Origin of the sequence: Streptomyces sp. NPDC093568 (assembly GCF_044764945.1) — a bacterium.
In the GTDB taxonomy this organism is placed as follows: Bacteria; Actinomycetota; Actinomycetes; order Streptomycetales; family Streptomycetaceae; genus Streptomyces.
The window spans coordinates 380,052-405,498 of sequence record NZ_JBIWJD010000003.1; the positions used below are offsets into that span (position 1 = coordinate 380,052).

The 25,447-nt window shown below is 72.1% G+C and carries 23 protein-coding genes; 10 read left to right on the forward strand and 13 right to left on the reverse strand.

The features are described 5' to 3' along the window. Positions 1-10 precede the first annotated feature (10 nt). Together ACIRD7_RS15840 and ACIRD7_RS15845 are read right to left on the reverse strand one after the other, a co-directional pair. Entirely contained in the window at positions 11-1,225 is a 1,215-nt protein-coding gene (locus ACIRD7_RS15840; protein ID WP_403453402.1) for an acyltransferase, read from the reverse strand. 132 nt (positions 1,226-1,357) lie between these two features. Further along, on the reverse strand, positions 1,358-1,987 hold the full coding sequence (locus tag ACIRD7_RS15845) for an alpha-ketoglutarate-dependent dioxygenase AlkB (protein WP_403453403.1): 630 nt from the start codon (positions 1,985-1,987) through the stop codon (positions 1,358-1,360). A 145-nt stretch (positions 1,988-2,132) separates the two neighbouring features. Between ACIRD7_RS15845 and ACIRD7_RS15850 the strand changes: the two genes are divergently transcribed. Then, a complete protein-coding gene (locus ACIRD7_RS15850; protein ID WP_403453404.1) occupies positions 2,133-2,759 on the forward strand; it encodes a TetR/AcrR family transcriptional regulator in 627 nt (208 codons plus the stop codon). Between the two features lie 24 nt (positions 2,760-2,783). Continuing rightward, a complete protein-coding gene (locus tag ACIRD7_RS15855; RefSeq protein WP_403453405.1) occupies positions 2,784-4,457 on the forward strand; it encodes an FAD-binding dehydrogenase in 1,674 nt (557 codons plus the stop codon). Positions 4,458-4,479: 22 nt separating this feature from the next. Here the strand turns inward: ACIRD7_RS15855 and ACIRD7_RS15860 are convergent, their stop codons facing one another. Next, a complete protein-coding gene (locus ACIRD7_RS15860; protein WP_403453406.1) occupies positions 4,480-4,830 on the reverse strand; it encodes a DUF488 domain-containing protein in 351 nt (116 codons plus the stop codon). A 59-nt stretch (positions 4,831-4,889) separates the two neighbouring features. On the opposite strand from ACIRD7_RS15860, the gene ACIRD7_RS15865 reads away from it, so the two are divergent. Genes ACIRD7_RS15865 through ACIRD7_RS15875 form a run of 3 tightly spaced genes read left to right on the forward strand, consistent with a single transcriptional unit; the run spans position 4,890 to position 8,184 of the window. Further along, positions 4,890-5,630: a hypothetical protein gene (locus tag ACIRD7_RS15865; protein ID WP_403453407.1), complete on the forward strand. Its 741-nt coding sequence runs from the start codon at positions 4,890-4,892 to the stop codon at positions 5,628-5,630. A 29-nt stretch (positions 5,631-5,659) separates the two neighbouring features. Further along, positions 5,660-6,364 carry a response regulator transcription factor gene (locus tag ACIRD7_RS15870; protein WP_403453408.1) on the forward strand — a complete coding sequence of 235 codons (705 nt, stop codon included), beginning with the start codon at positions 5,660-5,662 and terminating at the stop codon, positions 6,362-6,364. After that, positions 6,361-8,184: a sensor histidine kinase gene (locus ACIRD7_RS15875; RefSeq protein WP_403453409.1), complete on the forward strand. Its 1,824-nt coding sequence runs from the start codon at positions 6,361-6,363 to the stop codon at positions 8,182-8,184. Before ACIRD7_RS15870 ends, ACIRD7_RS15875 begins: the two co-directional genes overlap by 4 nt. Before the next feature lie 18 nt (positions 8,185-8,202). Here the strand turns inward: ACIRD7_RS15875 and ACIRD7_RS15880 are convergent, their stop codons facing one another. Further along, on the reverse strand, positions 8,203-8,436 hold the full coding sequence (locus ACIRD7_RS15880; RefSeq protein ID WP_403453410.1) for a WhiB family transcriptional regulator: 234 nt from the start codon (positions 8,434-8,436) through the stop codon (positions 8,203-8,205). A gap of 106 nt (positions 8,437-8,542) precedes the next feature. After that, the gene (locus tag ACIRD7_RS15885; protein ID WP_403453411.1) at positions 8,543-9,760 is read right to left on the reverse strand and encodes a saccharopine dehydrogenase family protein; all 1,218 of its coding nucleotides are present in this window, start codon (positions 9,758-9,760) and stop codon (positions 8,543-8,545) included. A 108-nt stretch (positions 9,761-9,868) separates the two neighbouring features. On the opposite strand from ACIRD7_RS15885, the gene ACIRD7_RS15890 reads away from it, so the two are divergent. Then, positions 9,869-10,570 carry a TetR/AcrR family transcriptional regulator gene (locus ACIRD7_RS15890; RefSeq protein WP_403453412.1) on the forward strand — a complete coding sequence of 234 codons (702 nt, stop codon included), beginning with the start codon at positions 9,869-9,871 and terminating at the stop codon, positions 10,568-10,570. A gap of 20 nt (positions 10,571-10,590) precedes the next feature. On the opposite strand, the gene ACIRD7_RS15895 is transcribed toward ACIRD7_RS15890, so the two are convergent. Further along, positions 10,591-11,499: a LysR family transcriptional regulator ArgP gene (locus ACIRD7_RS15895; protein ID WP_403453413.1), complete on the reverse strand. Its 909-nt coding sequence runs from the start codon at positions 11,497-11,499 to the stop codon at positions 10,591-10,593. 66 nt (positions 11,500-11,565) lie between these two features. Between ACIRD7_RS15895 and ACIRD7_RS15900 the strand changes: the two genes are divergently transcribed. Further along, positions 11,566-12,180 carry a LysE/ArgO family amino acid transporter gene (locus ACIRD7_RS15900; RefSeq protein ID WP_403453414.1) on the forward strand — a complete coding sequence of 205 codons (615 nt, stop codon included), beginning with the start codon at positions 11,566-11,568 and terminating at the stop codon, positions 12,178-12,180. A 129-nt stretch (positions 12,181-12,309) separates the two neighbouring features. After that, the gene (locus tag ACIRD7_RS15905) at positions 12,310-13,611 is read left to right on the forward strand and encodes an MFS transporter (protein ID WP_403453415.1); all 1,302 of its coding nucleotides are present in this window, start codon (positions 12,310-12,312) and stop codon (positions 13,609-13,611) included. A 3-nt stretch (positions 13,612-13,614) separates the two neighbouring features. Here the strand turns inward: ACIRD7_RS15905 and ACIRD7_RS15910 are convergent, their stop codons facing one another. The 4 genes from ACIRD7_RS15910 to ACIRD7_RS15925 form a co-directional block, all read right to left on the reverse strand. After that, on the reverse strand, positions 13,615-14,070 hold the full coding sequence (locus ACIRD7_RS15910) for a cyclic nucleotide-binding domain-containing protein (protein ID WP_403453416.1): 456 nt from the start codon (positions 14,068-14,070) through the stop codon (positions 13,615-13,617). 301 nt (positions 14,071-14,371) lie between these two features. After that, positions 14,372-14,593, reverse strand: coding sequence for a hypothetical protein (locus tag ACIRD7_RS15915; RefSeq protein WP_403453417.1), 222 nt, complete (start codon positions 14,591-14,593; stop codon positions 14,372-14,374). A gap of 36 nt (positions 14,594-14,629) precedes the next feature. Next, positions 14,630-16,873, reverse strand: a complete 2,244-nt coding sequence (locus ACIRD7_RS15920; protein WP_403453418.1) for an FUSC family protein — start codon at positions 16,871-16,873, stop codon at positions 14,630-14,632. A gap of 73 nt (positions 16,874-16,946) precedes the next feature. Next, positions 16,947-18,317, reverse strand: coding sequence for an NAD(P)/FAD-dependent oxidoreductase (locus ACIRD7_RS15925; RefSeq protein WP_403453419.1), 1,371 nt, complete (start codon positions 18,315-18,317; stop codon positions 16,947-16,949). A 320-nt stretch (positions 18,318-18,637) separates the two neighbouring features. On the opposite strand from ACIRD7_RS15925, the gene ACIRD7_RS15930 reads away from it, so the two are divergent. Together ACIRD7_RS15930 and ACIRD7_RS15935 are read left to right on the forward strand one after the other, a co-directional pair. Next, on the forward strand, positions 18,638-19,240 hold the full coding sequence (locus tag ACIRD7_RS15930) for a hypothetical protein (protein ID WP_403453420.1): 603 nt from the start codon (positions 18,638-18,640) through the stop codon (positions 19,238-19,240). A 10-nt stretch (positions 19,241-19,250) separates the two neighbouring features. Further along, a complete protein-coding gene (locus tag ACIRD7_RS15935; protein ID WP_403453421.1) occupies positions 19,251-19,802 on the forward strand; it encodes a hypothetical protein in 552 nt (183 codons plus the stop codon). Between the two features lie 6 nt (positions 19,803-19,808). Here the strand turns inward: ACIRD7_RS15935 and ACIRD7_RS15940 are convergent, their stop codons facing one another. From ACIRD7_RS15940 to ACIRD7_RS15950, 3 genes are all read right to left on the reverse strand, one after another. Continuing rightward, positions 19,809-21,713, reverse strand: coding sequence for an AMP-dependent synthetase/ligase (locus ACIRD7_RS15940; protein ID WP_403453422.1), 1,905 nt, complete (start codon positions 21,711-21,713; stop codon positions 19,809-19,811). 115 nt (positions 21,714-21,828) lie between these two features. Further along, entirely contained in the window at positions 21,829-24,045 is a 2,217-nt protein-coding gene (gene glgB / locus ACIRD7_RS15945; RefSeq protein ID WP_403453423.1) for a 1,4-alpha-glucan branching enzyme, read from the reverse strand. 5 nt (positions 24,046-24,050) lie between these two features. Further along, on the reverse strand, positions 24,051-25,412 hold the full coding sequence (locus ACIRD7_RS15950) for a maltokinase (protein ID WP_403453424.1): 1,362 nt from the start codon (positions 25,410-25,412) through the stop codon (positions 24,051-24,053). Between the last annotated feature and the right edge of the window lie 35 nt (positions 25,413-25,447).

The following is a 25,447-nucleotide window of genomic DNA, read 5'->3' on the forward strand; positions in this document are numbered from 1 at the left end:
GCAAAGCAGATCAACGGGCCGGTGTGACCGGGGGGTCCGGAGGCTGGACGGGAAGGGCCACCGCCGGACCGGAACGCATCCCGAACAGCGACCGCGTCAGCCGCGTCCGCCGCACCACACCCTCGTACAGCACCAGGATCACCGCCAGCGAACCGGCCACGATCACCGCGTACTCGACCACGATCGGCGCCGGCCAGCCCACCACGCCGTAGGCCAGGGCGACCACGACCGGCTGGTGCAGCACGTACACGGGCAGCGCGGCGGTCCCGAGGTAGCTCATTACGCGGGAGGCGGGCCGGACCTCGCGCGGCCGGTCCAGCAGCCCGAGAATGGCCGCCACCCAGCACCAGCCCGCCGCCCCGAACAGTGCCCGTGTCACCAGCGCGAACGGACTCCACTCGGTGAACGGGTCGTCCAGCGCCATGAATCCGGGCGCCGTCCCCGCGAACAGGGCCAGCCCGGCCACCCCCGTCGGCACCGCGAGCCGGCGCAGGGCCGCACGCACGCGGTCGTCGTCCGCGAGGGCGTACCCGAAGAGGAAGAACACCAGGTAGGCCCAGCGGTTCCAGCCCGCGAAGCCCTCTTCCATGCCGAGGAACGCGTTGGTCGCGGCGAGCGGCAGGGCGGGCAGCACAAGCAGCGCCGGGCGTCGCTCGACCGCCTGCCCCACCCGCCGCGCCCGGTCGGCCAGCGGCGCCGCGACCGGGGCGAGCAGCAGGCTGAAGGTCAGCAGGAGCACGACGAACCACAGATGGCCTGTCTCGAAGTACTCCCCGTCGAGCACGAAGGGAAAGTCGGCCGCGTCCGGACGGACGGAGAGGAAGCGCGGCCAGAAGCGCCGGTACGACTCGTCGTAGCCGGGGTCGGCCGCCCGCAGTCGCAGCCACTGGGGGAGCGGGCACAGCAGGAGTGTCGCGACGACCAGCGGAACGCCCAGGCGTAGCAGGCGTTCCCGGGTGAACCGGCGCGCTCCGCGGCGGCGGATCGAGTACCGGGAGCCGAGTCCGGCGACGAGGAACAGCATGGGCATCGCCCACACGACCCCGAACCCGGCCAGCACGGTGACGGCCTCGCTCGTCTGCGTGTTCTTGACGTAGAAGTCGTCGTCCGGCGAGAAGACGAGGGCCGAGTGGAAGAAGACCAGGCCGAGGACGACGAACACCCGCAGCGCGTCGAGTTCGGTGCGCCGGGGAGCGGTGGCCGGGGGCTGCGTCCGCGCGCTCATCCGGACAGTGTGGGGGCGCAGCGGGGCCGCGCCCAGAGGAAGGGCTGCCTCCGGCACCGTCCGCCGGAGGCAGCCCCCGCGTGCACCCGAAAGCGGCCGCCTCTCCGCCGCGGGGCACGCCGTCCGTGTGCCTCAGCGCACCCCCTGCGGGCGGAACTGCACGCTGATGCGCGGCCCCGCGGCGCGTGTGGTCTTGGGGATCGAGTGCTCCCAGGTCCGCTGGCAGGAGCCGCCCATCACGATGAGGTCGCCGTGCCCCAGCGGACGCCGTACCGTCTCGCCGCCGCCCCGCACCGGGCGCAGCAGCAGATCGCGCGGCGCGCCCACGGAGAGGATCGCGACCATGGTGTTCTCACGGGCGCCGCGTCCGATGCGGTCCCCGTGCCAGGCGACGCTGTCCCGGCCGTCCCGGTAGTAGCAGAGCCCGGCCGTGGTGAACGGCTCACCCAGTTCCTCGCGGTAGTGCGCGGTGAGCGCGTCGCGGGCCTCGTCGAGCACCGGGTGCGGGAGTACGTCGTCGGCCCCGTAGAAGGCGAGCAGTCGCGGGACGTCGACCACGTGGTCGTACATCGTGCGCCGCTCGGCCCGCCACGGCACCTCGGCGGCGAGCTGTTCGAACAAGGCGTCGGCCCCGCCGAGCCAGCCGGGAAGGACGTCGATCCAGGCGCCATGGGCGAGCGGGGTGCGGCGGATCCCGGCGAGGGAGCCGAGCCGCAGCTCGTCGGTCTGGTCGAACAGGGAGCCCTGGAGGTGCGTGGCCATGGTTCCAGCGTACCCCTGAATCGAAAATCTGTTCCCATCTAATTCCGGTCGGGTCGTCCGCCCCCGTTCTGGACCGGGATTCCCGTCCCCCTTTTCGATACATTCCTGTATCGGATACATTCACGTATCGAACGGAGGTCCCGGCATGGCGGTGGAGGAAACGACCAGGCGCGTCACCAAGCGCCGCGTCCGCACGCGGGCCAACCTCCTCGACGCCGCCTTCGCCGTGTTCGCCGCCAAGGGGTTCGGCCGTGTCTCCATCGAGGAGGTCTGCGAGGCCGCCGGCTACAGCAGGGGCGCCTTCTACTCCAACTTCGACAGCCTGGACGAGCTGTTCTTCGCCCTCTACGCGCAGCGCGCGGACCTCATCGCGGAGCAGGTGGCCGGGGCGCTCGCCCTCGACGGGCCGGACCTGGACGTGCCCGCCGCCGTGGACCGGGTCACCGACGTGCTCCTGCTGGACCGCGACTGGCTGCTGGTGAAGACCGACTTCCTGGTGCACGCCGCCCGTAACCCGGCCGTCGCACAGACCCTGCTGGAACACCGCGCCCGGCTGCGCGGGGCGATCGCCGACCGGCTCGCCCGCGCCCGGGGCCACACCGCACTGCCCACCGTGCTCGGCGACATCGACGGCGCCGCGCACGCCGTGGTCGCCGCGTACGACGGGGTCACCACCCAACTGCTGCTGGACAAGGACGTCGAGCACGCCCGCGCCTGGCTGGGACAACTGCTCACCGCGCTGCTCACCGACGGCAGCGACACCACCCGATGAGGACATGAGGAAGGGACGGTCGCCATGGATGCCGACGTCATCGTCGTCGGAGCGGGACTCGCGGGCCTGGTCGCCGCGAGCGAACTGACCAGCCGGGGCCGCAGGGTCGCGCTGGTGGACCAGGAGAACGCCGCCAACCTCGGCGGCCAGGCGTTCTGGTCCTTCGGCGGGCTCTTCCTCGTCGACTCCCCGGAGCAGCGGCGTCTCGGCATCAAGGACTCCCTCGATCTGGCCTGGAGCGACTGGCAGGGCAGCGCCGGGTTCGACCGGACCGACGACGAGGACTCGTGGGCGGTGCGCTGGGCGCGCGCGTACGTCGAGTTCGCGGCGGGCGAGAAGCGGACCTGGCTGGACACGCACGGCATCAAGTTCCTGCCCACGGTGGGCTGGGCCGAGCGCGGCGACCTGCGCGCCGACGGCCACGGCAACTCCGTGCCCCGCTTCCACATCGCCTGGGGCACCGGCACCGGCGTCGTCGAGCCGTTCGTGCGGTACGCCAAGCAGGCCTCGCGCGACGGGCTGCTCACCTTCTACCACCGGCACCAGGTCGACTCACTGGTCATCGAGGAGGGGGCGGCGCGCGGCGTGCGCGGCACGGTCCTGGCCGACGACCCCTCGCCCCGCGGCGTCGCCTCCAACCGCGACCGCGTCGGCGAGTTCGAGCTGACCGCGCAGGCCGTCATCGTCACCACCGGCGGCATCGGCGCCAACCACGACATCGTCCGCCGCTACTGGCCCGAGCGGCTCGGCACCCCGCCCACCGAGATGGTCACCGGAGTCCCCGCCTACGTCGACGGACGCATGCTCGACATCAGCGCGGAGGCGGGCGTACGCCTGGTCAACCGCGACCGCATGTGGCACTACACCGAGGGCCTGCAGAACTGGGACCCGATCTGGCCCGGCCACGGCATCCGCATCCTGCCCGGCCCGTCCTCGATGTGGTTCGACGCCCTCGGCCGCCGCCTGCCCGACCCCTGCCTGCCGGGCTACGACACCCTCAGCACCCTCAAGCACCTGCGCACCGACGCCGACATCGCGGGCTACGACCACTCCTGGTTCATCCTCACCCAGAAGATCATCGAGAAGGAGTTCGCGCTGTCGGGCTCCGAGCAGAACCCCGACATCACGGCCAAGGACCGCACCGGGTTCCTCAAGGAGCGCGTGCTCGGCAAGGGCGCCCCGGGCCCGGTGGCGGCGTTCCTGCGCAACGGCGCGGACTTCGTGACCGCCTCCGGCCTGGACCAACTGGTCGGCAAGATGAACGAGTTGACGGACAAGCCGCTCCTCGACGCGGAGACCATCCGGCGCCAGATCGAGGCCCGCGACCTGCAGATCGCCAACCCCTACAGCAAGGACGCCCAGGTGCAGGGCATCCGCAACGCCCGCCGCTACATCGGCGACCGGCTCGGCCGCGTCGCCACCCCGCACCGCATCCTCGACCCGGCGGCCGGCCCTCTGATCGGCGTCAAGCTGCACGTGCTGACCCGCAAGACCCTCGGCGGCATCCAGACCGACCTCGACTCCCGCGCGCTCACGGCCGACGGCACGGCCATCGACGGCCTGTACGCGGCCGGAGAGGTCGCCGGGTTCGGCGGTGGCGGCGTCCACGGCTACAACGCCCTGGAGGGCACCTTCCTCGGCGGCTGCCTGTTCTCGGGACGGGCGGCGGGCCGGGCGGCCGCGCGGCAGACGGCCTGAGAGGGACGTACGGCCCGTCTCCTCAGGCTTCGAGGAGGCGGGCCAGCACGGCGGCGTGGCTCTCCTCGGGCGACTTCGACGCGGTCAGCAGCGTCACGTCGCCCTTGCTCGTCAACTCCCTCAGCCGGTCCAGGAGTTCGGCCGCCTCGGGCTCGGCCAGCTCCGCCTCGTAGCGGCGCGCGAACTCCTCGTACGAGCTCCCGCCCGCGTGATACCAGCGCCGCAGCTCGGTCGACGGGGTGAGCCCCTTGGGCCACTCGTCCACGCGGGCCGCGTCCTTCGACAGACCGCGCGGCCACAGCCGGTCCACCAGGACGCGCACACCGTCCTCGGGCTCGGGTGCTTCGTAGACGCGACGGATGCGCACGGTCATGGCCGGGCCTTTCTGGGGGACCTGACGAGTTCCTCACAAGTCTCCGCCAAGGTCGACGCATGATCACGCACAAGCCCCGTGTCGCACTGCTGGCCGCCTCCCTGCTGCTCACCGGCTGTGGCGGCGGTGCCGCCGCGACACCGGACCGTGAGCCGGCGCCCGCCAGGACCACGACCGGCTCGCCCATGCCCGACATCGCGCTCGAGGTGGCCCCGCAGCAACTGCCCGGTCTGGGCCCCGGGACCTGGGCGAAGGTGCCCTCCGAGGCGCGGCAGGCCGTTGTCGTGACCGGACGCGGCAGGAACTCCTCGCAGTCCACGGTCGTCCTGTACGAGCGCAGCGACATCGGCTGGGAGGCGGGCGCCGAGTGGCCCGCCCACAACGCCCTGCGCGGCTGGACCGACCACCACCGCGCCGGCGATCTGCGCTCACCCGTCGGCGTCTTCACCCTCACCGACGCCGGGGGCCTGCTCCGCGACCCCGGGACCAGGCTGCCGTACGACCACGGCGTCGGGTTCACCGCCACCGGCGCCGGCTTCGAGGGCGAGCCCCTCGCCGGCTCCTTCGACTACGTGATCGCCATCAACTACAACCGCGAGCCCGGCACCTCACCCCTCGACTGGACCCGCCCGCTCGGTGCGAGCCGGGGCGGCGGCATATGGCTGCACGTCGACCACGACGGCCCGACACAGGGCTGCGTCAGCATCGCGCGCGAGCACATGAGGGAACTGCTGCTGGCGCTGGACCCCGACCTGCATCCCGTCGTCGTCATGGGCGACGCCAAGTCGCTCGCCCGCTGAAAACCCACCGACCGCTTAGGATCCGCCGGGTGTGCGCACATGTGCTGGTCGCCGAGGACGACGAGATGCAGGCCGAACTCATACGCCGCTCCCTGCTGGCGGAGGGCCACACCGCCACCGTCGTCCACGACGGGTCGGCCGCCCTCGACGCGGTCCGGCGGCAACGGCCCGACCTGGTCGTCCTGGACCTGATGCTCCCGGTGATCGACGGCTTCGGGGTGTGCCGGGTGCTGCGCCGGAACCCCGAGGAGCCGGACATCCCCGTGCTGATGCTGACGGCCCGCTCCACGGAGGACGACGTACTGCTCGGCCTCGAACTCGGCGCCGACGACTACATGACCAAGCCGTACAGCCCGCGCGAGCTGATGGCCCGCATCCGCACGGTGCTGCGGCGCAGCGGCCGGTCCGCCGGGCGGCGCGAGGAACCCGTCCTGCGGGCGGCCGGGATCGCCGTCGACCCCGTACGGCACGAGGTGCGGTGCGACGGGGCCGCGGTGGAGTGCACGCCGGCCGAGTTCGAGATCCTGCTCGCCATGGTCGCCGAACCCGAACGGGTCTTCTCCCGGCGGCAGTTGCTGGAGTGCACCCGGGGCACCGACCGGGCCTCCACCGAGCGGGCCGTGGACGTGCACATCATGAACCTGCGCAGGAAGATCGAGGCCGATCCGCGGCGGCCGGCGCGGCTGCTGACCGTGTTCGGCGTCGGCTACAAGCTCAGCGGCGGCCGCGGATGAGCCCGCGGATACCGGTGCGCAAGCGTCTTCTGGTCCGGCTGCTGATCGCCTCCGTGCTGATCGCCATCTGCTCGGTGGCGGCGACCGCCTGGCTGGCGGTGGAGACCACCACCCGGGCACTGCGGGCGGAACAGGGCCAGGTCCTCGCCGAGGACATGGACGTCCTCGCCCGGCTCAGCGGGTACGCCGCGACCCACGCGGACTGGACCGGCGTCGAGAACACGGTGCGCGAGCTGTCCGCGCGAACCGGCCGCCGTATCGCCCTCACCACCACCGACCGCAGGACGATCGCCGACTCCGCCCCGGCCGGCACCTCCCTGCCGCCGCGCGCCGCCGCCACCGTCGACCCCCTGCACATCGACACCTACACGGAACGCGGAGCGCAGCGCGGCGGCGTCGACCCCCGGGTCGTGGGACCGTACCGGGTGACCGACGAGGAGCGGGCCAAGCTGGAGAAGCTCGCCGATACCCGGCAGCGGTGCTTCGCCCGCAACGGCTACGAGGCCGTCGTCGTCCAGACGCCCAGCGGCCGGCCGGTCGTCACCGACCACGACGGCCCCGTCGCGGGCGGGGTCGTCCCCGACGAGTGCGCCGACGGCCTGCTCAACACCGCGACACCGACCGAGAACAAGGCCTTGGCCGACCTGTCCGAGCGCGCCCGGAAGTGCCTCGACCTGCGCGGACTGAACCCCGGTTCGCAGCCGTTCGTCACCGTCGACGTGACGGAGAAACGGCTCGGCGCCCGCTATCTCCTGGGGAAGACCCAGGGGGCCGACGACCGTACGGCCCGGCGGGAGGCGGACAGTTGCGTCGACAAGGCACGCCGCGCCCAGCTCGACCCGTACGTCGCCCCTGTCGCCGAGCTGTTCCTGGGCGGCGGGGACCCGACCGCCGTCCGCTTCGACATGTCCCCGGCCAACAAGGCCAAGGTCGTCGGCGTCGCCGGACTCGTCCTGGCCGTCACCGTGGCCGTGACCGCCGTGGTCGCCACCCGCCTCGTCCGGCCGCTGAGGGCGCTGACCGCGGCCGCCCAACAGCCGCCCCAACTGCATGTACGCGTTCCCGTCACCACCCGGGACGAGACCGGCATCCTCGCCGCGGCCTTCAACGAACTCGCGGAGCGCCGGGAGAAGCTGGAGACGCAGCGCAAGGCGATGGTCAGCGACGTCGCCCACGAACTGCGCACCCCGCTCACCAACATCCGCGGCTGGCTGGAAATCACCCGCGACGGCGTCGTCGACCCGGATCCCGCCCTGCTCGCCTCCCTGCACGAGGAGGCCCTCGTCCTCCAGCGCGTCATCGACGACCTCCAGGACCTCGCCGCCGCCGACGCCGGCACCCTGCGTCTGCACCGCGAGCCCGTGCCTGCCGACGAACTCCTGGGCCAGGTCGCCGCCGCCCACCGCGTCGCCGCCGACACGGCCGGCGTCACCCTGCGCACCACGGCCACCGGCACGCCCTGGCTCGACGCCGACCCCGTGCGGATGCGGCAGGCGCTCGGCAACCTCGTCTCCAACGCCCTGCGCCACACACCGTCCGGCGGCACCGTGACGCTCGCCGCCCGGCGCGACGGCGACGACGTCGTCCTCGACGTCACCGACTCGGGAAGCGGTATCGCCCCCGAGGATCTGCCGCACGTGTTCGACCGGTTCTGGCGTGCGGAGAAGTCCCGCAGCCGGCGTACCGGAGGCAGCGGGCTCGGCCTGCCGATCGTGCGGCACCTTCTCGCCGCGCACGGCGGCACGGCCGAGGCGGCGAGCGAGCCGGGCGCCGGTGCCGTGTTCACGCTTCGGCTGCCGGCCGCCGCCGCGCCCGACTGAGCCGTGCGCGGGGCCGCGTCATCCGGCGCGCTGCCGCAGCGCCCTTCGCTCGGTCTCGCTCGTGCCGCCCCAGATCCCGATGAACTGGTCCATCTCCAGCGCCCAGCGCAGACACTGCTCCCGGACCGAGCAGCGCCGGCAGACGGCCTTCGCCTGCTCGGTCTGCAACACGGTCGGACCCGATGTGCCGATCGGGTAGAAGAGGTCGGGGTCCTCATGGCGGCAGGCGGCGTGGTCTCGCCAGTCGTCCATCAAAGTCACCTGCGATCGTCGTACGTGCCCTCGGTGGATGCATTACTCGTTTTCGAGTCGCCTGTCGATGCGCAAGTGAAACCCCGTCGGACCCAGGCGGATCCGGTCACTGTTCGCGCATGCCCCACGGAGAGCCGTACGCGGTCAGCAGATCCAGGAAGGGGCGGGCCTCGAACGCCTCCGGCCCGAGCACGCCCGCGCCCGACCAGGCGCCGGTGGCGAGGAGTTCGAGGGCGACGACCGGGTTGATCGCGGTCTGCCACACCACCGCCTGACTGCCGTACTCCGCCATCGACCACTGGTTGTCGACCACGTGGTACAGGTACACCTCGCGCGGCTTCCCGTCCTTCACGCCCCGCACCCAGGTGCCCGCGCAGGTCTTGCCGTGCATCCGCTCGCCCAGGGTCGCCGGGTCCGGCAGGCACGCGGCGACGACGTCGCGGGGCGAGACGCGCACCGGTCCGCCGGCGCTCGGCACGGTCACCGGCTCGGTGCCGTCCAGGCCCAGCAGGTGCAGCGTCTTCAGGGTGCTGACGAACTCCTCGCCCAGGCCGTACTTGAAGGTCACGCGGCGCGCGTCGACCCAGCGCGGCATCAGCAGCACCTCCTCGTGCTCCACGTTCACGCACTCGACCGGGCCGATGCCCTCGGGGAAGTCGAACACCTCCGGCTCGCTGAAGGGCTCCGTGGTGAACCAGCCGCGCCCGGCCTCGTAGACCACCGGCGGGTTGAGGCACTCCTCGATCGTGGTCCAGATGCTGAAGGACGGGGCGAAGTCATAGCCGTCCACGGTGAGGTTCGCGCCGTCGCGGACGCCGATCTCCTCGATCTCGTCGAACAGCTCGTCGGCCGCGTACCGGGCGAACACGTCCGACAGCCCCGGCTCCACGCCCATGCCGACCAGCGCCAGCGCGCCCGCCTTCTCCCAGTCCGCCGCCTGCTCGAACTGTGCGTCGCCCAGCTTGACCCCGCACTCCTCGTACGGCCGCTGCGGATGCGGGCGCGACAGCGACATCGCCATGTCGACATAAGTGGCCCCGGCCGTGCGCGCGGCCTGGAACAGCGGCATCACGAAGCGCGGGTCGGTGGCGTTGAGGAGCACGTCGCACGCGTGCTTCTCCAGCAGCGCGGCCACCGCCGCCTCGTCGCTCGCGTCGACGCGCTCGGCGCGGAACCGGGCGTCGCCGCCGAGCGCCGCCACGGCCGCCTCGGCGCGCGCGAGGTCGTAGTCGGCGACGACCATCGCCTCGAAGAACGGACGCCGGGCGGCGATCCGGGTGACGGCGGTGCCGACCCCGCCGGCGCCCACAAGCAGTACACGCATGACAAGACTCCCTCGACTGAAGGTCTACGACGTGGTGGGGCCCCGCCGCAGATACAACGCCGCCCCCTCACGTAAGGTCAATGGCGTTGGCATAAGAATGGAGACGCGATGCCCAAACCGGTCGTACCGGAGGAAAAGCGGCGCAGGCGTCGCCCCACCCGCGGTGGCACCGTGCTGTCGGAACGGCTGATAGTCGACACGGCGCTGCGCATGCTGCGGGAGCACGGCAGCGCCGGTCTCACCGCCCGCCGCCTGGGCCTCGCCCTCGACGCCGACCCCAGCACGCTGTACCGGTACTTCCGCGGCATGGACGACCTGACCCTCGCCATCGGCGACGCGCTCATCGGTCAGGCGCTTGAGGGCTGGGAGCCGACGGGGGAGTGGCGGGAGGACCTGCGCGCCGTCGGACTGCGCATCCACGCCGCGTACCTGGACCATCCGCAGGCCGCCGTGCTGACCACCAGCCGGGTCACCGGCCGCGCCAACGAACTCGCCGCCGACGAGGCCGTGTTGGACGTCCTGCGCCGGGCCGGCTTCCCGCTGTCGGACACCGTGCGCATCTACCACGCCTTCATCGACCAGACGCTGGCCTTCGCGGCGCTCGACGCGGCGTCGCTGGCGCTGCCGAGCGACGCGCTGCGCGCGGACGAGGAGATGTGGCGCTCGACCTATGCCCGGCTCCCGAGCGGCACCCATCCGCGGATCGCCGAGGCGGCCCCGCTGCTGGCCGCCCGGATGGTGCACAGCGCCTACCCGACGGCCCTGGAGATGCTGCTGGACAGCGCCGCGGCCCAGCTGGCGGCGCGGTAGCGCCCCGTGGGCGGAAGGTGTCAGCCGCGCAGCGCCTGCGCCGCCGTGGCCGTGACCGCCTCGGTGACCGCGGCCAGCGCGGGCGAGTCCAGCTTCCACTGCTGCCAGTACAGCGGGACGTCGACCGGGCGGTCCGGAGCGAGCGGTACGAGGCGGCCCTCCCGCAGGAGAGGTTCCGCCTGGGTCTCGGGGATCAGGCCCCAGCCCAGTCCGGCGGTCACGGCCGCCAGGAAGCCCTCCGAGGTGGGGACGTGGTGCCGTACCGCGCTCGCGCCGGTGCGGGTGTGCCGCAGTGCGCGGACGAAGGCGTCCTGGAGATCGTCGCCGCGGTCGAAGGTCATCACCGGAGCGTGCGCGAGCGCCTCCCGCAGTGAGCCACCCAGATGACGCTCGGCGAACTCCGGACTCGCCGCCGCCCGGTAGCGCAGCCGCCCCAGCGGAACGATCGAACAGCCCGCCACCGGGTCCGCCGAGGAGGTCACCGCCGCCATCACCAGCCCCTCCCGCAGCAGCGTGGCCGTACGGCTCTCGTCCTCCCGGCGCAGCTCGAAGCAGAGCCGCGGCTCCTCGGGGACCCGGGTGAGAGCCGGCAGGAACCAGGTCGCCAGCGAGTCGGCGTTGACCGCGATCGACACCCGCGTCGCCTCCCCGGCGCCGCTCATCCCCAGTTCGGTCCGCGCGTCGCGCTCCAGCCGGGCGAGCTGCCGGGCGAACCGGACGACCACCTGGCCCGACTCGGTGGCCCGCACCGGCTTCGTGCGCACCAGCAGCACGCGTCCCGTGCGTCGCTCCAGCGCCTTCACCCGCTGGCTCACCGCCGACGGCGTTACGTGCAGGGCGGCGGCCGCCGCGTCGAAGGTGCCCTCGTCCACCACCGCCAGCAGCGTCCGGACCTGGTCGAGGGGCAGCTCGTTCAGCTCGGTCTTCACGACAGCTAAGGATACGTAAGAATCTTTAGCTGGACGCAGGGAAATCGCCTCCCTAGCGTCAATGGCATGACAAGTGCCTTGACCACCGCCGTCGCCGGATTCGGCACCGGCCTCACCCTGATCGTCGCCATCGGAGCCCAGAACGCCTTCGTCCTGCGCCAGGGGATCCGCCGGGACGCGGTCCTCGCCGTCGTCGGCATCTGTGCGCTGTCCGACGCGCTCCTCATCACCCTGGGCGTGGCCGGCGTCGGCGCGGTGGTCGTGGCGTGGCCCGGAGTGCTCACGGCGGTCGCGTGGATCGGCGGGGCGTTCCTGCTCTGCTACGGCGCGCTCGCCGCCCGCCGGGTCCTCAGGCCCGGCGGCGCCCTGGTGACCGAGGGCGACGCGCCGGGCTCACGACGGCGAGCCGTGCTGACCTGCCTCGCCATGACCTGGCTCAACCCGCACGTCTACCTCGACACCGTCTTCCTGCTCGGCACGGTCGCCGCCGACCGCGGCCCGTTGCGCTGGACGTTCGGCCTCGGCGCCGCGTGCGCCAGCCTGTGCTGGTTCGCCGCGCTCGGCTTCGGGGCGCGCCTGCTGAGCCGCCCTCTCGCGAAGCCGAAGGCCTGGCGCGTGCTGGACGCACTGGTCGCCGCGACGATGATCGGGCTGGGCATCAGCCTGATCGCGGGCGCCTGACCCGCGCCGGCCCGGTGCGGGACTCTCCCGCCCTGTCCAAAAACCGAGACCGCGCGTCCCACATGCTTGACCGGTGGTGCCATAGTGATCTCTGGTTCCCGATAGGTGTAACGAGCAACCAGGACATCCGTGGACACGAGCGAGAGCAGTACCGAAGAGCAGTCGGCGGCCGGCGCCAAGGCCCCGATACCCGCTCGGCGCGGCTGGCGCCGCTGGGCCATGGACACCCGGCCCCTGCGCCGCCCGGCCTACCGCCGCCTGTGGTCCTCGACCGTCGTCACGGCCGTCGGCAGCCAGCTCACCGCGGTCGCCGTGCCCAAGCAGGTCTACGACATCACCGGCTCCTCGGCCTGGGTCGGCGCCGCGAGCCTCGCCGGACTGCTGCCGCTGGCGGTGTTCGCGCTGTGGGGCGGCGCCATCGCCGACAGCATGGACCGCCGCAAGCTGCTGCTGATCACCAACAGCGGCATCGCCGTGACCTCGCTGCTGTTCTGGCTCCAGGCCGTCACCGGCCTCGAATCGGTGGCCGTGCTGATGGTGCTGCTCGCCCTGCAGCAGGCGTTCTGGGGGATCAACGCCCCGGCCCGCAACGCCTCCATCGCCCGCCTCGTGCCGGCCGGCGAACTGCCCGCGGCCAACGCCCTCGGCTCCACCGTGATGCAGATCGGCCAGGTGATGGGCCCGCTGCTGGCGGGCGTGCTCATCCCGGTCATCGGCCTGGCGGAGCTGTACCTCATCGACGCGCTGGCCCTGTGCGTCACGGTCTGGGCGGTCCTGCGGCTGCCCGCGCTGCCGCCCCTGGCGGCCACCGTCCAACGCCGCGCGGGCGTGCGGGAGATCGCGGAGGGCTTTCGCTACATCGCCCTGCACAAGGTGCTGTTGCTGTCCTTCCTGGCCGACATCATCGCGATGGTCTTCGGCATGCCCCGCGCCCTGTTCCCGCAGCTGGCCGGCGAGACCTACGCGTCGTACGGCGAAGGGCTGGCCCTCGGCCTGCTGTTCGCGGCGATCCCGATCGGCGCGGTGGCCGGCGGGCTGTTCTCCGGCACGTTCTCCCGGGCCCGCCGGCACGGCTGGATGGTGATCGGGGCGGTCGTCGCCTGGGGCGCGGCCATCACCGGTTTCGGGCTGAGCGGCAGCCTGTGGCTCGCGGTGGCGTTCCTGGCCCTCGCGGGGGTCGCCGACATGGTCTCGATGGTCTTCCGCGGGGCGATCCTGCTGTCCGCGGCCAGTGACGAGATGCGCGGGCGGATGCAGGGCGTCTTCACGGTCGTCGTCGCGGGCGGTCCGCGCCTGGCCGACGTGCTGCACGGCACGGCGGGCTCGGCCTTCGGCGCGCGCACCGCGACCGTGGGCGGCGGCGTGCTGGTCGTCGTGCTCATGCTGGGCCTGGCCGTCGCCGTCCCCGCGCTGCGCCGCTACCGCGTCTGACGCTCAGAGCGCACTGCGCCGGCGCTGCCCGTACTGCTCCATCAGCTTGCCTCTGGTCATCTCCAGCCGGTGCGCGAGGATTTCGGCGACATGCCGCACCAGCGTCATCCCGAGCCGCGGATCCTCCTCGCACAGCCGCAGCACCGCCGCCGCGTCGAACTCGTAGGCGCGCACCGGGCTGAAGGCCTCCGCGCCGAAGTCCCACTGGTACGGCGGGAACAGCCAGGACCAGCCGAGCAGGTCGCCCGCGCCGAGGCTGGCGACGGTGACCCGGTGCAGGGACGACACACGCTGGTCGAGGGAGACGGCGCCCGAGCGGATGACCCAGAAGCGGTCGGCCGTGCCGCCCGCCTCGAAGATCCGGGCGTCCTCCGGGAAGGAGACCTCGCGGGCGAGTGACATCAGGTGCTCGCGTTGAGGCGGCGGAAGGGCGGTGAGCAGTTTGATCGCTTTGGTCATGACACGGGGCTCCTCGCCGACGACGGAGGTTCCGGTGCGTTCCCTGCGTCCATTTCAGCCGCTGCCGCCGTCCTGAGCACCTCGGCGGAGCACGATTTCGGCCGGAGCCCCTTCCAGGGGCCGACGAGGGCATTAAGAAGCCCTGGCTGGACGGGGGAGGCCAGCCAGGGCCGTTTGTGGTGGTTCAGGGGGACTGCTTCGGTCTACCCCATGACCACGTATGGATGAACCGTAAACCATCTGGGAGGATTTCGCGTAACCGGGGGCGAGGTACGTGACCGGTTTCACTCCGCAGCAGGTTTCAGCGCTGGTCGGAGTGTCTGCCCGGGGTCAGGATCTCGTCCAGCACCGTGAGCACGGTCTCGTACGCCAGCGTCCGCACGGCGGCGTCACGGGCCGCCTCGGGGTCGGTCGACCGCAGCGTCTCGCTCCGTGCCCGCCACGTCCGCTCCTCCTGCCGGGCACTGGCCCTGGCGCGCTGCATCCGCCGCAGCAGTTCGTCTGAGTCCACGACATCGGTCATGAGATCCGCCTACCCAGATATCGCGCCGACGTGCGGTCATCTCTCCGGTGCCTTCACCGGCACGCCCAGCGGGCGGGCCAGACCGGTCACCCCCTCGTCGAGGCGTTGCAGATGCCGCAGGACACGATCGGTGACCCGGCCGTAGCGCGGGGCGCCGGGACCGGCCGGTCCCAGCAGGGAGGCGATGCTCGGGCCGGTCTCGATCTCGTCCTTGGCGTGCTCGTCGGTGACGTGCGCGATGATCGCGTCGAGGTTGTGCGCGATGCGCCCCGCGGCCCGGCGCAGCCGGGGGTCCGCCGCGATCGAGGGATGGGTGGGCAGCAGTTCGGCGGTGGCCGCCAGCGACCGGGCGTGGTAGGCGCACGTCTCCAGCAGGGCCACGACATAGCGGGCGGTCTCCCGCCGGGCCCGCAGCGGTGTCACCGGGTGCGTCAGTGGCTGGACGGCGGCCCGCAGGTCGGCCAGCGCCTGGTCCAGATCGCGCGCCTCGTCGAGCAGTTCGACGGGCGGCCCGCCGCTGAGCTGGTCGACGGCGCTGCGGGTGACGTCACGGAGGCGTTCCAGCACGGTGGCGAGGAGTTCGTTGGTACGCCGGTCCGTCTGCACCGGCAGCACGAAGGCCGCCGCGATCACTCCGCAGGCCGCGCCGAGCGCGGTCTCCTGGATGCGCAGCAGGAGCACCGAGAGGCTGTAGGTGTGCAACAGGGTGTAGAGCAGTCCCAGCGCCGCGGTGACGAAGAACGACGACAGCGTGTAGGACAGCGGTGCCGAGTAGAACATCGCGAAGACGAACACCAGCACCAGCGCGAACGCCGTCCAGGTGTGGTGCCCGACGGCGCCCGCCAGCACGATGCCGGCCAGCACGCCGAGCACGGTGCCCAGCAGCCGGCGATAGCCCTTGATTAGGATCTCGCCCGTGGAGGCGGTGTTGAGGAACACGATCCAGCAGGTCAGCACCGCCCAGTACCAGCGGTCCCGGGACAGCAGCTCGCCTCCGACGATGGCCAGCGTCGAGCCGACGGCGACCTGGACGGCGGCACGGGTGGTGGGCCGGCGCAGTCCCGTCGGCTCCTCGGCGGGGGCCTCGTCCTCGGCGTCGAGCACGGCGTCCTCCGCGTCCAGCTCCTCACGGGAGCGGGCCGTGGCGGGGGAGTCGTCCGACTCGTCCTGGGCCCCGCCGAGCGCGATGCGCAGCCCGAGCACGGCGCGCGCGGCCTCGCCGATGGCCCGGAACACGTCCTGCACGGCCGGCGAGGCGGCGGGCAGGTTCTCCTCGTCGCGGTAGCCGAGGAGCCGGTTGCGCAGCTGGGCCACCGAGGAGCCGGTGGCCTGGTCGACCGGAAGCAGGACCAGCAGGCGCAGCGCGGCGAGGTCACGCCGTAGCGTCTCGGTCGCCGCGTCCCGCACGGGCTGCCGCCCGCCGGAGGGCACGGGCGCGCCCGGCAGATGCAGGGCCAGCGTGTCCACCCGCTCGGCGCCGCGGGCGCGCAGCAGCGACAGCCCAAGGCGCTCGGCGGCGATCTCGGCGTCCGCGACCCGGCGTTGGACGAGCCTGGCCACGGCCTCGTCGGCGGTCCCGGCCTCCAGCCGGCCCTGGATCAGCAGCGCCGTCTCGTGCAGGCGCGCGGTGCCCTCACGGACATGCTCCAGGGCCCGGTCGGCCTCCTGCGGGCCGGCGTCGAGCAGGTCGAGCTGAGCGGTCAGCAGCTGGGCCAGCCGGGCGCGGAAGGCCTCCCGCAGCCGCTGGAGCACACCCGTCGGCGTCTCGGGGACGAGCACGAAGCGCACCAGCGCGCTGCACCCGAAGGCCACGGCGACCGCCGAGCACAGCTCGGGCAGATCGCCGACGGTGGCGCCGACGAAGAGGGACACGAAGTAGATCTGGAAGCCGATCAGACCGAGCGCCGTGCCGCGGTCGCCGAACCGCCGGCCGTAGACGGCGCAGAAGATGAGCGCGACGAAGACCAGGTCGCCGGCCAGCAGGTTGCTGTGCAGGGCGGCCGCCAGGGCCATGGACGCCAGTGCCGACGGAAGGCCCAGGGCGAGCGTGATCGCCTGCTGCCCGCGCTCCTTCTCCCGGATGGCGAAGGTGGAGACCATCGCGGCCAGCGCCCCCGCGACCAGATGGGGCACGTCGGTGTCCAGCAGGGCGAGCACGGCGACGGCCAGGGCGATCGAGCCGGTCGTGCGCAGCCCCGCCGTCAGCCGCAGCAGCCCGGGGTCCGACGCCGCGACCCGGTCGCGCAGCCGCGCCCGGTCCGGGCCTCCCGCCACCTTCACGCCGCCGTACTCGCTCCCGCTCTCTTCGCGTTCACGCCGCGGACCCCGGCCCGGCCGAGGCCGTCACCTTCCCTCATCCGTCCCCGCCCGCGCCGATCTGCGCGCGGAGCTGCTCCGGCGTCAGATACGCGTGGACGAACTCGAAGTCCTTCAGCTTCGCCGGGCTGCGGGACTGGAATCCGGTGCGCACGAAGTCGTCGCCGGCGATGGCGTTGAGCAGCCAGTTCGTCATCACACGGGTCTTGGCGACGTTGGTGCGCAGCGCCGACCAGTGGTAGCCGCGGGCGACAACCATCGCGGGCAGGCCCTTGAGCTCGACGCCGAGCGGCTTGGAGACGGCGTCGCGACCGCCGAGGTCGACGACCAGGCCGAGGTCCTTGTGCCGGTACGGCCGCATCGGCTGCCCCCGCAGTGCGGCGATGACGTTGTCGGCCACGACCTTGCCCTGGCGCATCGCGTGCTGGGCGGTGGGCGGGCAGACGGCGCCCTCCTCGTCCTTGGCCTCGTCGGGCACCGCGGCGGCGTCGCCGAGCGCGAAGACACCGTCGTGCCCGGGCAGGTTCATCTCGGCCGTCACCGCGAGCCGGCCCCGCACCGTCTCCGCGCCGAGCGTGCCGATCAGCGGGCTGGCGACCACTCCGGCCGTCCAGATCAGCGTGCGGGTGGGCACCACCCGGCCGTCGGTGAAGGTGACCTCGTCGGGGCCGGCCTTGGCGATGGACACGCCCAGGGAGATCTCGACACCGCGCTTGCGCAGGATCTTCTGGGCGTCGTTGCCGAGTTTCTCCCCGAGTTCGGGCATCAGCCGCGGCGCGATGTCGATCAGATGCCACTTGATCAGGCGCGGGTCGAGCCGCGGATAGCGCTTGACCGCGTTGTGGGTCAGCATCTGCAGGCACGCGGCGGTCTCCGTGCCGGCGTAGCCGCCGCCCACCACCACGAACTGCAGCCGTGCCGCCCGCTCGTCCGGGTCCTGGCTGGCGTCGGCCAGGTCCAGCTGGGAGATGACGTGGTCGCGCAGGTAGGCGGCCTCCGCGAGGGTCTTCATGCCGTAGGCGTTGTCCGTCAGCCCCGGGATGTCGAAGGTGCGGGTGATGCTGCCGGGGGCCAGCACGATGTAGTCGTACGGCTCGTTGACGACCTTGTCGGTGATGGTCCGCACGACGCAGACCTTGGCGGCGAGGTCCACGCCGATGGCACCGCCCGGGATGATCCGGGTGCGGTACCGGCGGCTGCGGCGCAGTGAGACGGCGATGGACTGGGGGGTGAGGACGCCGGAGGCGACCTGGGGCAGCAGCGGCAGATAGAGCTGGTAGGAGGACGGCGTCACCAAGGTGATCTCGGCTTCGTCGGCGGAGAGTTTGCGTTCCAGACGGCGAACGCATCCAACTCCGGCGAAGCCTGCGCCAACCACCAGGATCCTGGGTCGTGTCACGGTGATCATCCCTTCTGCGGCTCCAGGCGGTCTGCCTCGACGACGTTCGCCTGCCCCTGAATCGCGGCTTCGCACGCCTCGATCCCACCGCGCCACCGGTCGTTCCGCCAGCCGGGTGCGGCAGGCAGATGAACCCGTCGAGTGCCACCCTGCCCCAACCTGCGCCGGGGCACACCGGTTCGGAAGTGAAAGACATGTCCGCAGGATCTCTTGACGGGTGATTGGTCTGAACCTAACGTCCGAAGCGCTCATCCATATGAGGGACCACAGTTCATGTACGTGACCAACTCGGGATGCGGTCCCACCCCCCACAGCAGACAGGAGGCAGGATGCTCCCACGCCTGCGCACCTTCACCGTCACCACGGCGCTGTGCGCCACCTCGTTGCTCGCCGCCCCGCACGCCTTCGCCGAAGTCGAGCCCGGCGGCTGGCAGTCGGTGTCACCCAGCTTCACCGAGCAGGAGCGGGGCTGCGGCCAGATCGACGGCCTGACCTTCCGGCTCACCTGTTCCACGGCCAGCGGCGACCAGCGGGCTGAACGCCGCTATGCCACCTACACCGGCGGAACGCGCCAGTTCGAAGGCTACTTCCGCATCACCAGCCTCAGCGGCACCCGGATCAGCCTCAAGCAGACCTTCCACGAGTCGGGCTCCGGCCCGTACTTCATGCTCGCCGTCGAACGCGGCGGCAGGCTCTACGCCGTGCACGGCGGCACCACGCTCTCCAACGCCGGAACCGTCGGCGCGACCGTCCGCGTCAACACCGTCCACCAGGTCGGCTCCGAGCACCGCACCTACATCAACGGCTCGCTCAAGCACACCTACGCCAGCCCCGGCGGCAGCTTCTACGACAAGTTCGGCGCCTACCGCACCAACAGCGGCAACGGGACGGCCACCGTGGAGTGGAGCAACATCCGCTTCTGGCGCAAGTAGCGGACGCCGGATGCGAGGAAAAGCGCGCATCGCAGCGTCGGCAGCGCTCATCCTGGCGCTGCCGGCCTGCTCCGCCGACCCGGAACAGCCGCTGCGGGGTGCCCTCACCACGCCCGTCGACATCCACCTGACCTGGCGTGACGAGCGCCCCGGGATCGCGGGCCACGTCCTGGAGTTCGCGACCGACGAGAAGGGTCCGTACACGGCCTTGCAGTACCTCGCGCCGCAGGTGACCGGCTACCGCCACCCCGACCTGATGCCCCACACCACCTTCCACTACCGGCTGACCTCCTACCGGGGCCCCACCGCCCGGCCGCACCTGACCGAGCGGCCGGACGGCATCCGCCTCACCTGGACCGACGACTCATCAGCCGAGGACGGATACCTCCTGGAGATCCGCAAGAAGGGCGGCAAGGCCTACGACCCCGTCGCCGTCCTCGGTCCGGACACCGAGGCCACCGACTTCGTCCCGCTGCCCGAGGAACGGCACGCCGCCTACCGCGTCCGCGCCTTCGTCCTCGGGGAGCGGTCGAACGTCGTGCGCCTGACGACCGGCGAATAGCGGCGCTCAGCCGAAGACGTTGTCCGCGTCGTCCCAGTGCGCGAACTCGTCCGCCAGCTGCTCCCGTGGCGCCCGCGAGCGGGCCTGGTACATCGCCTCGATCTGGAGCGCGTAGTGCCGCACGATCGCGTCCCGCCGCAGCTTCATCGACGGCGTCAGCAGACCGCTGGCCACGTCGAACGGCTGCGCCAGCACCCGGAACACCCGGATCGACTCCGGTCGCGACACCGCGCTGTTGGCGGCGGCCACGGCCCGGGCGACCTCCTCCCGCAGCGCGTTCTCCTCGCGCGCCTCCCGGATCCGCGCGTCGCTGCGCACCGCGAGGGAGTCGCGCCAGTAGGCCAGGAAGTCGGGGTCCAGGGTGATCAGGGCCCCCACACACGGCCGGTTGTCGCCCACGACCACCGCCTGGTGGACCAGCGGATGCATCCTCAGCCGCTGCTCCAGCAGGGCCGGCGAGACGCTCTTGCCGCTGCTCGTGACGATGACGTCCTTCTTGCGCCCCGTGATCGTCAGATAGCCCTCGGAGTCCAGCCGTCCCAGATCCCCGGTCGCCAGCCAGCCGCCGCGCAGCGCGGCCCGCGTCGAGGCGTCGTCGTTGACATAGCCCTGGAACACCGAGGGGCCGCGCACCAGGATCTCCCCGTCGTCGGCGACCCGGATGTCCATGCCCGGCAGCGCCTGCCCCACCGTCCCCGACATCTCCCGGCCTAGCGGCTGTGCGGTGACCCCGCCGCTGGTCTCGGTGAGCCCGTACCCGTCGTTCACGTAGATGCCGACACCCTCGTAGAAGAGGGACAGCTCGCGGTTCAGGGAGGAGCCGCCGGACGTCCCCAGCATCACCCGGCCGCCCAGCGCGGTGCGGAACTTGCGGTACACCGTCCGCTCGTACAGGGCGTGTTGCAGCCGCAGATCGAAACCGGGCCCCGGACCGCCGCCCAGCCGCTGCCGTTCCAGAGCCGCCGCGAAGTCCCGCGCGGTGTCGGCGGCCCGCTCGAACAGGGCGCCCCGGCCCGCCTGCTGGGCCACCCGCAGCGCGTTCTTGTAGATCTTCTCGAAGATCGACGGCACCGCACAGAAATAGGTCGGCCTGAAGGTGCGCAGGGCGGCCGACAGCGCCTCCTCGCGCAGGTCGGGTTCGTGCCCCATCATCATGCCGCCGCGGATGCACAGGGTCTGGAGCAGCAGCCCGTACACATGGGAGAACGGCAGGAAGGCGAGGACGGACGCCTGGCCTCCCGGGGGCACCACCTTGTGGCCCCAGCCCGCGAGCAGGGTGTCGCAGGGGCTCGCCAGATTGCGGTGACTGAGCGCGCAGCCCAGGGGCCGCCCCGTCGTGCCGGACGTGTAGGCGACCACCGAGGTGGAGTCCGGCAGCACGATGCGGCGCAGCGACTCGACCGTGGTGAGCGGGACGAACTCGCCGCGCTCCACGAGCTGCCCGAGCCCTCCCGCGTCCAGCTGCCAGACGTGGCGCAGCCGCGGCAGCGATCCGCACACGGAGCCGACCGTCATGACGGCCTGCTCGTCCTCGACCACCACACCCACGCACTCGGCGTCCCGCAGGATCCACTCGACCTGGTCGCGCGAGGCCGTCGGATAGATCGGGACCACCTCGGCGCCCACCGTCCACAGCGCGTAGCTGAAGACCGTCCACTCGTACCGGGTGCGCGCCATGATGGCCACGCGGTGTCCCGGTGAGATGCCGGACGCGACCAGCCCCTTGGCCAGATCGGCCACTTCGTCGCGCAGTTCCACGGCCGTCACCTCCTCCCATGCGCTGGAGGAGGGGTCGGGACGGCGCGCGAGCATCGGCAAGGTGGGGTTGACGGCGGCCGTCTCGAAGACGCTGTCGGCGAGCCCGCCGATCATGGGTGTGACACTGGGGGGAGCGAGGCCGAGGTCGCGCATGTGCACTGCTCCAGATGTGTACCGGGTGTGACGTCACCGACGAGTTCCGTTATCGGCGCTGCCCGAATCTAGCCCAGCCCGGACCGGATGGTGTCGGGAACGGAGAACTCCGGTGTCACATCCGTTCAGGCAGCAGCCACACCGTCGCCAGCGGAGGCAGCGTCAGGCGGATGTGCCCGTCCTCCGGTTTGACGGGACCGGGGTTGGTGACATCGCTCCCGCCGTAGCGCGCGGCGTCGGTGTTGAGGACCTCCTGCCAGGCGATCACCGAGGCCGGCACGGCGAGACGGTAGTCGTGGCGGACCACGGGCGAGAAGTTGCTGACGGCGAGCAGCGGCGTGCCGTCGGCACCGAACCGCAGGAAGGCGAACACGTTGTCGTCGCCGGCGTCGCCGAGCACCCACCGGAACCCGCCCGGGTCGGTGTCCCGCTCCCACAGCGCCGGAGTCGCCCGGTAGCGCGCGTTCAGATCCGCGACCAGGTCCCGCACGCCCTCGTGGTCGCCGGCCGACGCGTACCCGGGATCGAGCAGCCACCACTCCGGACCATGTGCTTCCGACCACTCGGCGCCCTGGGCGAACTCCTGACCCATGAAGAGCAGTTGCTTGCCCGGGTGGGCCCACATGAAGCCGAGATACGCACGGTGGTTGGCGCGGCGCTGCCACCAGTCGCCCGGCATCTTCGACACCAGCGCCTGCTTGCCGTGCACGACCTCGTCGTGGGAGATGGGCAGCACGTAGTTCTCGCTGTAGGCGTACACCATCGAGAACGTCATCTCGTTGTGGTGGTACTTGCGGTGTACGGGCTCCTTGGCGATGTACTGGAGCGAGTCGTGCATCCAGCCCATGTTCCACTTGAGCCCGAAGCCCAGGCCGCCGCTGTCGGTCGGCCGGGTCACCCCGTCCCAGGCGGTCGACTCCTCCGCGATCGTCACGACCCCGGGGTTGCGCCGGTACACGGTCGCGTTCATCTCCTGCAGGAACGCCATCGCGGCGAGGTCCTCCCGCCCGCCGAACCGGTTCGGCGCCCACTGCCCGGACTCGCGCGAGTAGTCGAGGTAGAGCATGGAGGCGACCGCGTCGACCCGGAGCCCGTCGATGTGGAACTCCTCGCACCAGTACGTGGCGTTGGCGATGAGGAAGTTGCGCACCTCGGTGCGGCCGTAGTCGAACTCGTACGTCCCCCAGTCCGGATGCTCGGCCCGCCGCGCGTCCCCGGGCTCGTACAGCGGGTCCCCGTCGAACCGGGCCAGCGCCCAGTCGTCCTTGGGGAAGTGGGCCGGCACCCAGTCCATGATCACGCCGATGCCGGCCCGGTGCAGGGCGTCGACCAGGTACTTGAAGTCGTCGGGCGTGCCGAGCCGCGAGGTCGGCGCATAGAAACCGGTGACCTGGTAGCCCCAGGATCCGGCGAACGGGTGCTGCGCGACCGGCATGAACTCGACGTGCGTGAAGCCGAGGTAGTTGACGTAGGCGGGCAGCTGCTCGGCCAGTTCGCGGTACGTCAGGCCCGGCCGCCACGACGGGAGGTGGACCTCGTAGACCGAGAAGGGGGCCTGGTGCACCGGGACGTCGCCCCGGTGCGCCATCCACTGCTCGTCGCCCCACTCGTAGTGGGAGGCGTGCACGATCGACGCCGTGTCCGGCGGGACCTCCGCACGGCGTGCCATCGGGTCGGCCTTGAGGAAGCGGTGACCGTACCGCGAGGTGATCTCGAACTTGTACCGGGTGCCCTCGCCGATGCCGGGCAGGAACAGCTCCCACACGCCGGACGCCCCGAGCGAGCGCATCGGGAACGCCGTGCCGTCCCAGCAGGTGAAGTCCCCGGCGACCCGCACGCCCTGAGCGTTCGGCGCCCACACGGTGAAGCGGGTGCCGGCCACGCCCTGATGGGTCATCGGCTCGGCGCCGAGCGCCTTCCACAGCTCCTCGTGCCGCCCCTCCCGGATGAGATGGAGGTCGAACTCGCCGAGGGCGGGCAGGAAGCGGTACGGGTCGTGGACCTCCCGCTCGTCCGACCCGTCCTCGGCGTACGACACCAGCAGCGTGTACGCGGGGATCGCGTCCAGCGCCAGGACGGCGGAGAACAGACCGCCGCCCTCCGAGACCAGCGCGGTGCGCTCGCCGTCGACCACGACGCTCACCGCACGCGCGAACGGGCGCAGCGCCCGGAACGCGATCCCGCCGGGGACCGGATGCGCCCCCAGCAGTGCGTGCGGATCGTGGTGGGCGCCCGACAGCAGGCGCTCACGCTCGGCCGTATCGAGGGCGGGCGCGGTGGCGAGCCGGCCGGGTCCGGCCGACTCGGGCCGCGAGGTCTCGTGCAGGGCCATGGGGGTCAGGCTCCTCTCACGGCGAGGCGTTCGATCGCCGCCATAGGTACGGGCAACCAGTCAGGGCGGTGCCGGGCCTCGTACAGCACCTCGTACACGGCGCGGTCGGTCTCGTAGGCACGGAGCAACCCGTGCTTCTTGCGGGGGTCCCAGCCGGCGCGGCCGGCATAGCCCGCGCAGTACGCCTCCCGGCAGCGGCGCGCCCACTCCGGACGCCACGGCCGGCGCTGGCGGGCGGCGTAGTCGAAGGAACGCAGCATGCCGGCGATGTCCCGCACCGGGGAGTGCACACCGCGCCGCTCGGCCAGCGGGCGGGACGGCTCGCCCTCGAAGTCGATGACGAACCACTCCCGGCCGGCCCGCAGCACCTGCCCGAGGTGCAGGTCGCCGTGGATGCGCTGGGCGGGCGGCCCGGGGTCGCAGGCGGCGAGCGCGCCGAAGGCGGTGCGCAGTCCGGGCACGTACGGCTGGAGCGCGGGGACGAAGTGCGCGGCGAGTTCCAGGCGTTCGGTCATCGCCGCGGCGGTACGGCCGTTCTCGGCGTGCGCCCCGGACGGGAACGCCGACGCCAGGGCCAGGTGCACCTCGGCCGTGGCCTGCCCCAGCTGACGGGCCTCCGCGGTGAAGTCGTGACCGGAGGCCAGCGCGTCCAGCGCCAGCGTCCAGCCGTCGGAGGCGTCCCGCAGGAACGGCTGGAGCACCCCGAGCGTCGCCTCCCAGGGATGCGTCGTCCGGAACCAGGCCACCGGGGCCGGCACCCGTCCGCAGCCCTGCTGGGCCAGCGCGCCGGACAGCTCCAGGTCGGGATTGACACCGGGCTGGATGCGCCGGAACAGCTTCAGGATGAACGCGTCCCCGTACACCAGCGAGGAGTTGGACTGCTCGGCGTCCAGCACCCGGGGCACCAGCCCGGCCGGCAACGACACCGACGGGTCCGCCTCGAACCGGAGCGGGCCGGCCGTGCCGGGGTGCCGCAGCCGGTCCAGGAGCAGCTGGGCCGAGCGGGGGTCCTGCAGCGCGTCGAAGACCGTCAGACCGGCGAGCGGACCTTTCTCCGCCCGGCCGATGAGGGCCTTGCCCAGGCGCGGCGACGGATGCTGTCGCATGCCGAGCAGCAGCTGGTAGCAGTCGCCGGCCGGGGGAGCGCCGCCGGGCGAGGGCACCGCCGAGTGACCGGCGTGCACCAGCAGATGCAGACAGCCCGGGAACAGCTCCGTCATCGACAGCAGCACCAGGTCCGTGACGGGCCTGTCCTTGCCCGCGAACCAGCGCTGCCGTGGCAGCCACTCGCGCAGCAGTCCGGCCAGTGAGGCCATCGGGCTGGCGTCGACCGTACGGGTCGTTCGGGGAGATGCGGTCTTCTGCATGGTGACGCGTCCTTTCCTCGGCACACGCTCGAAGC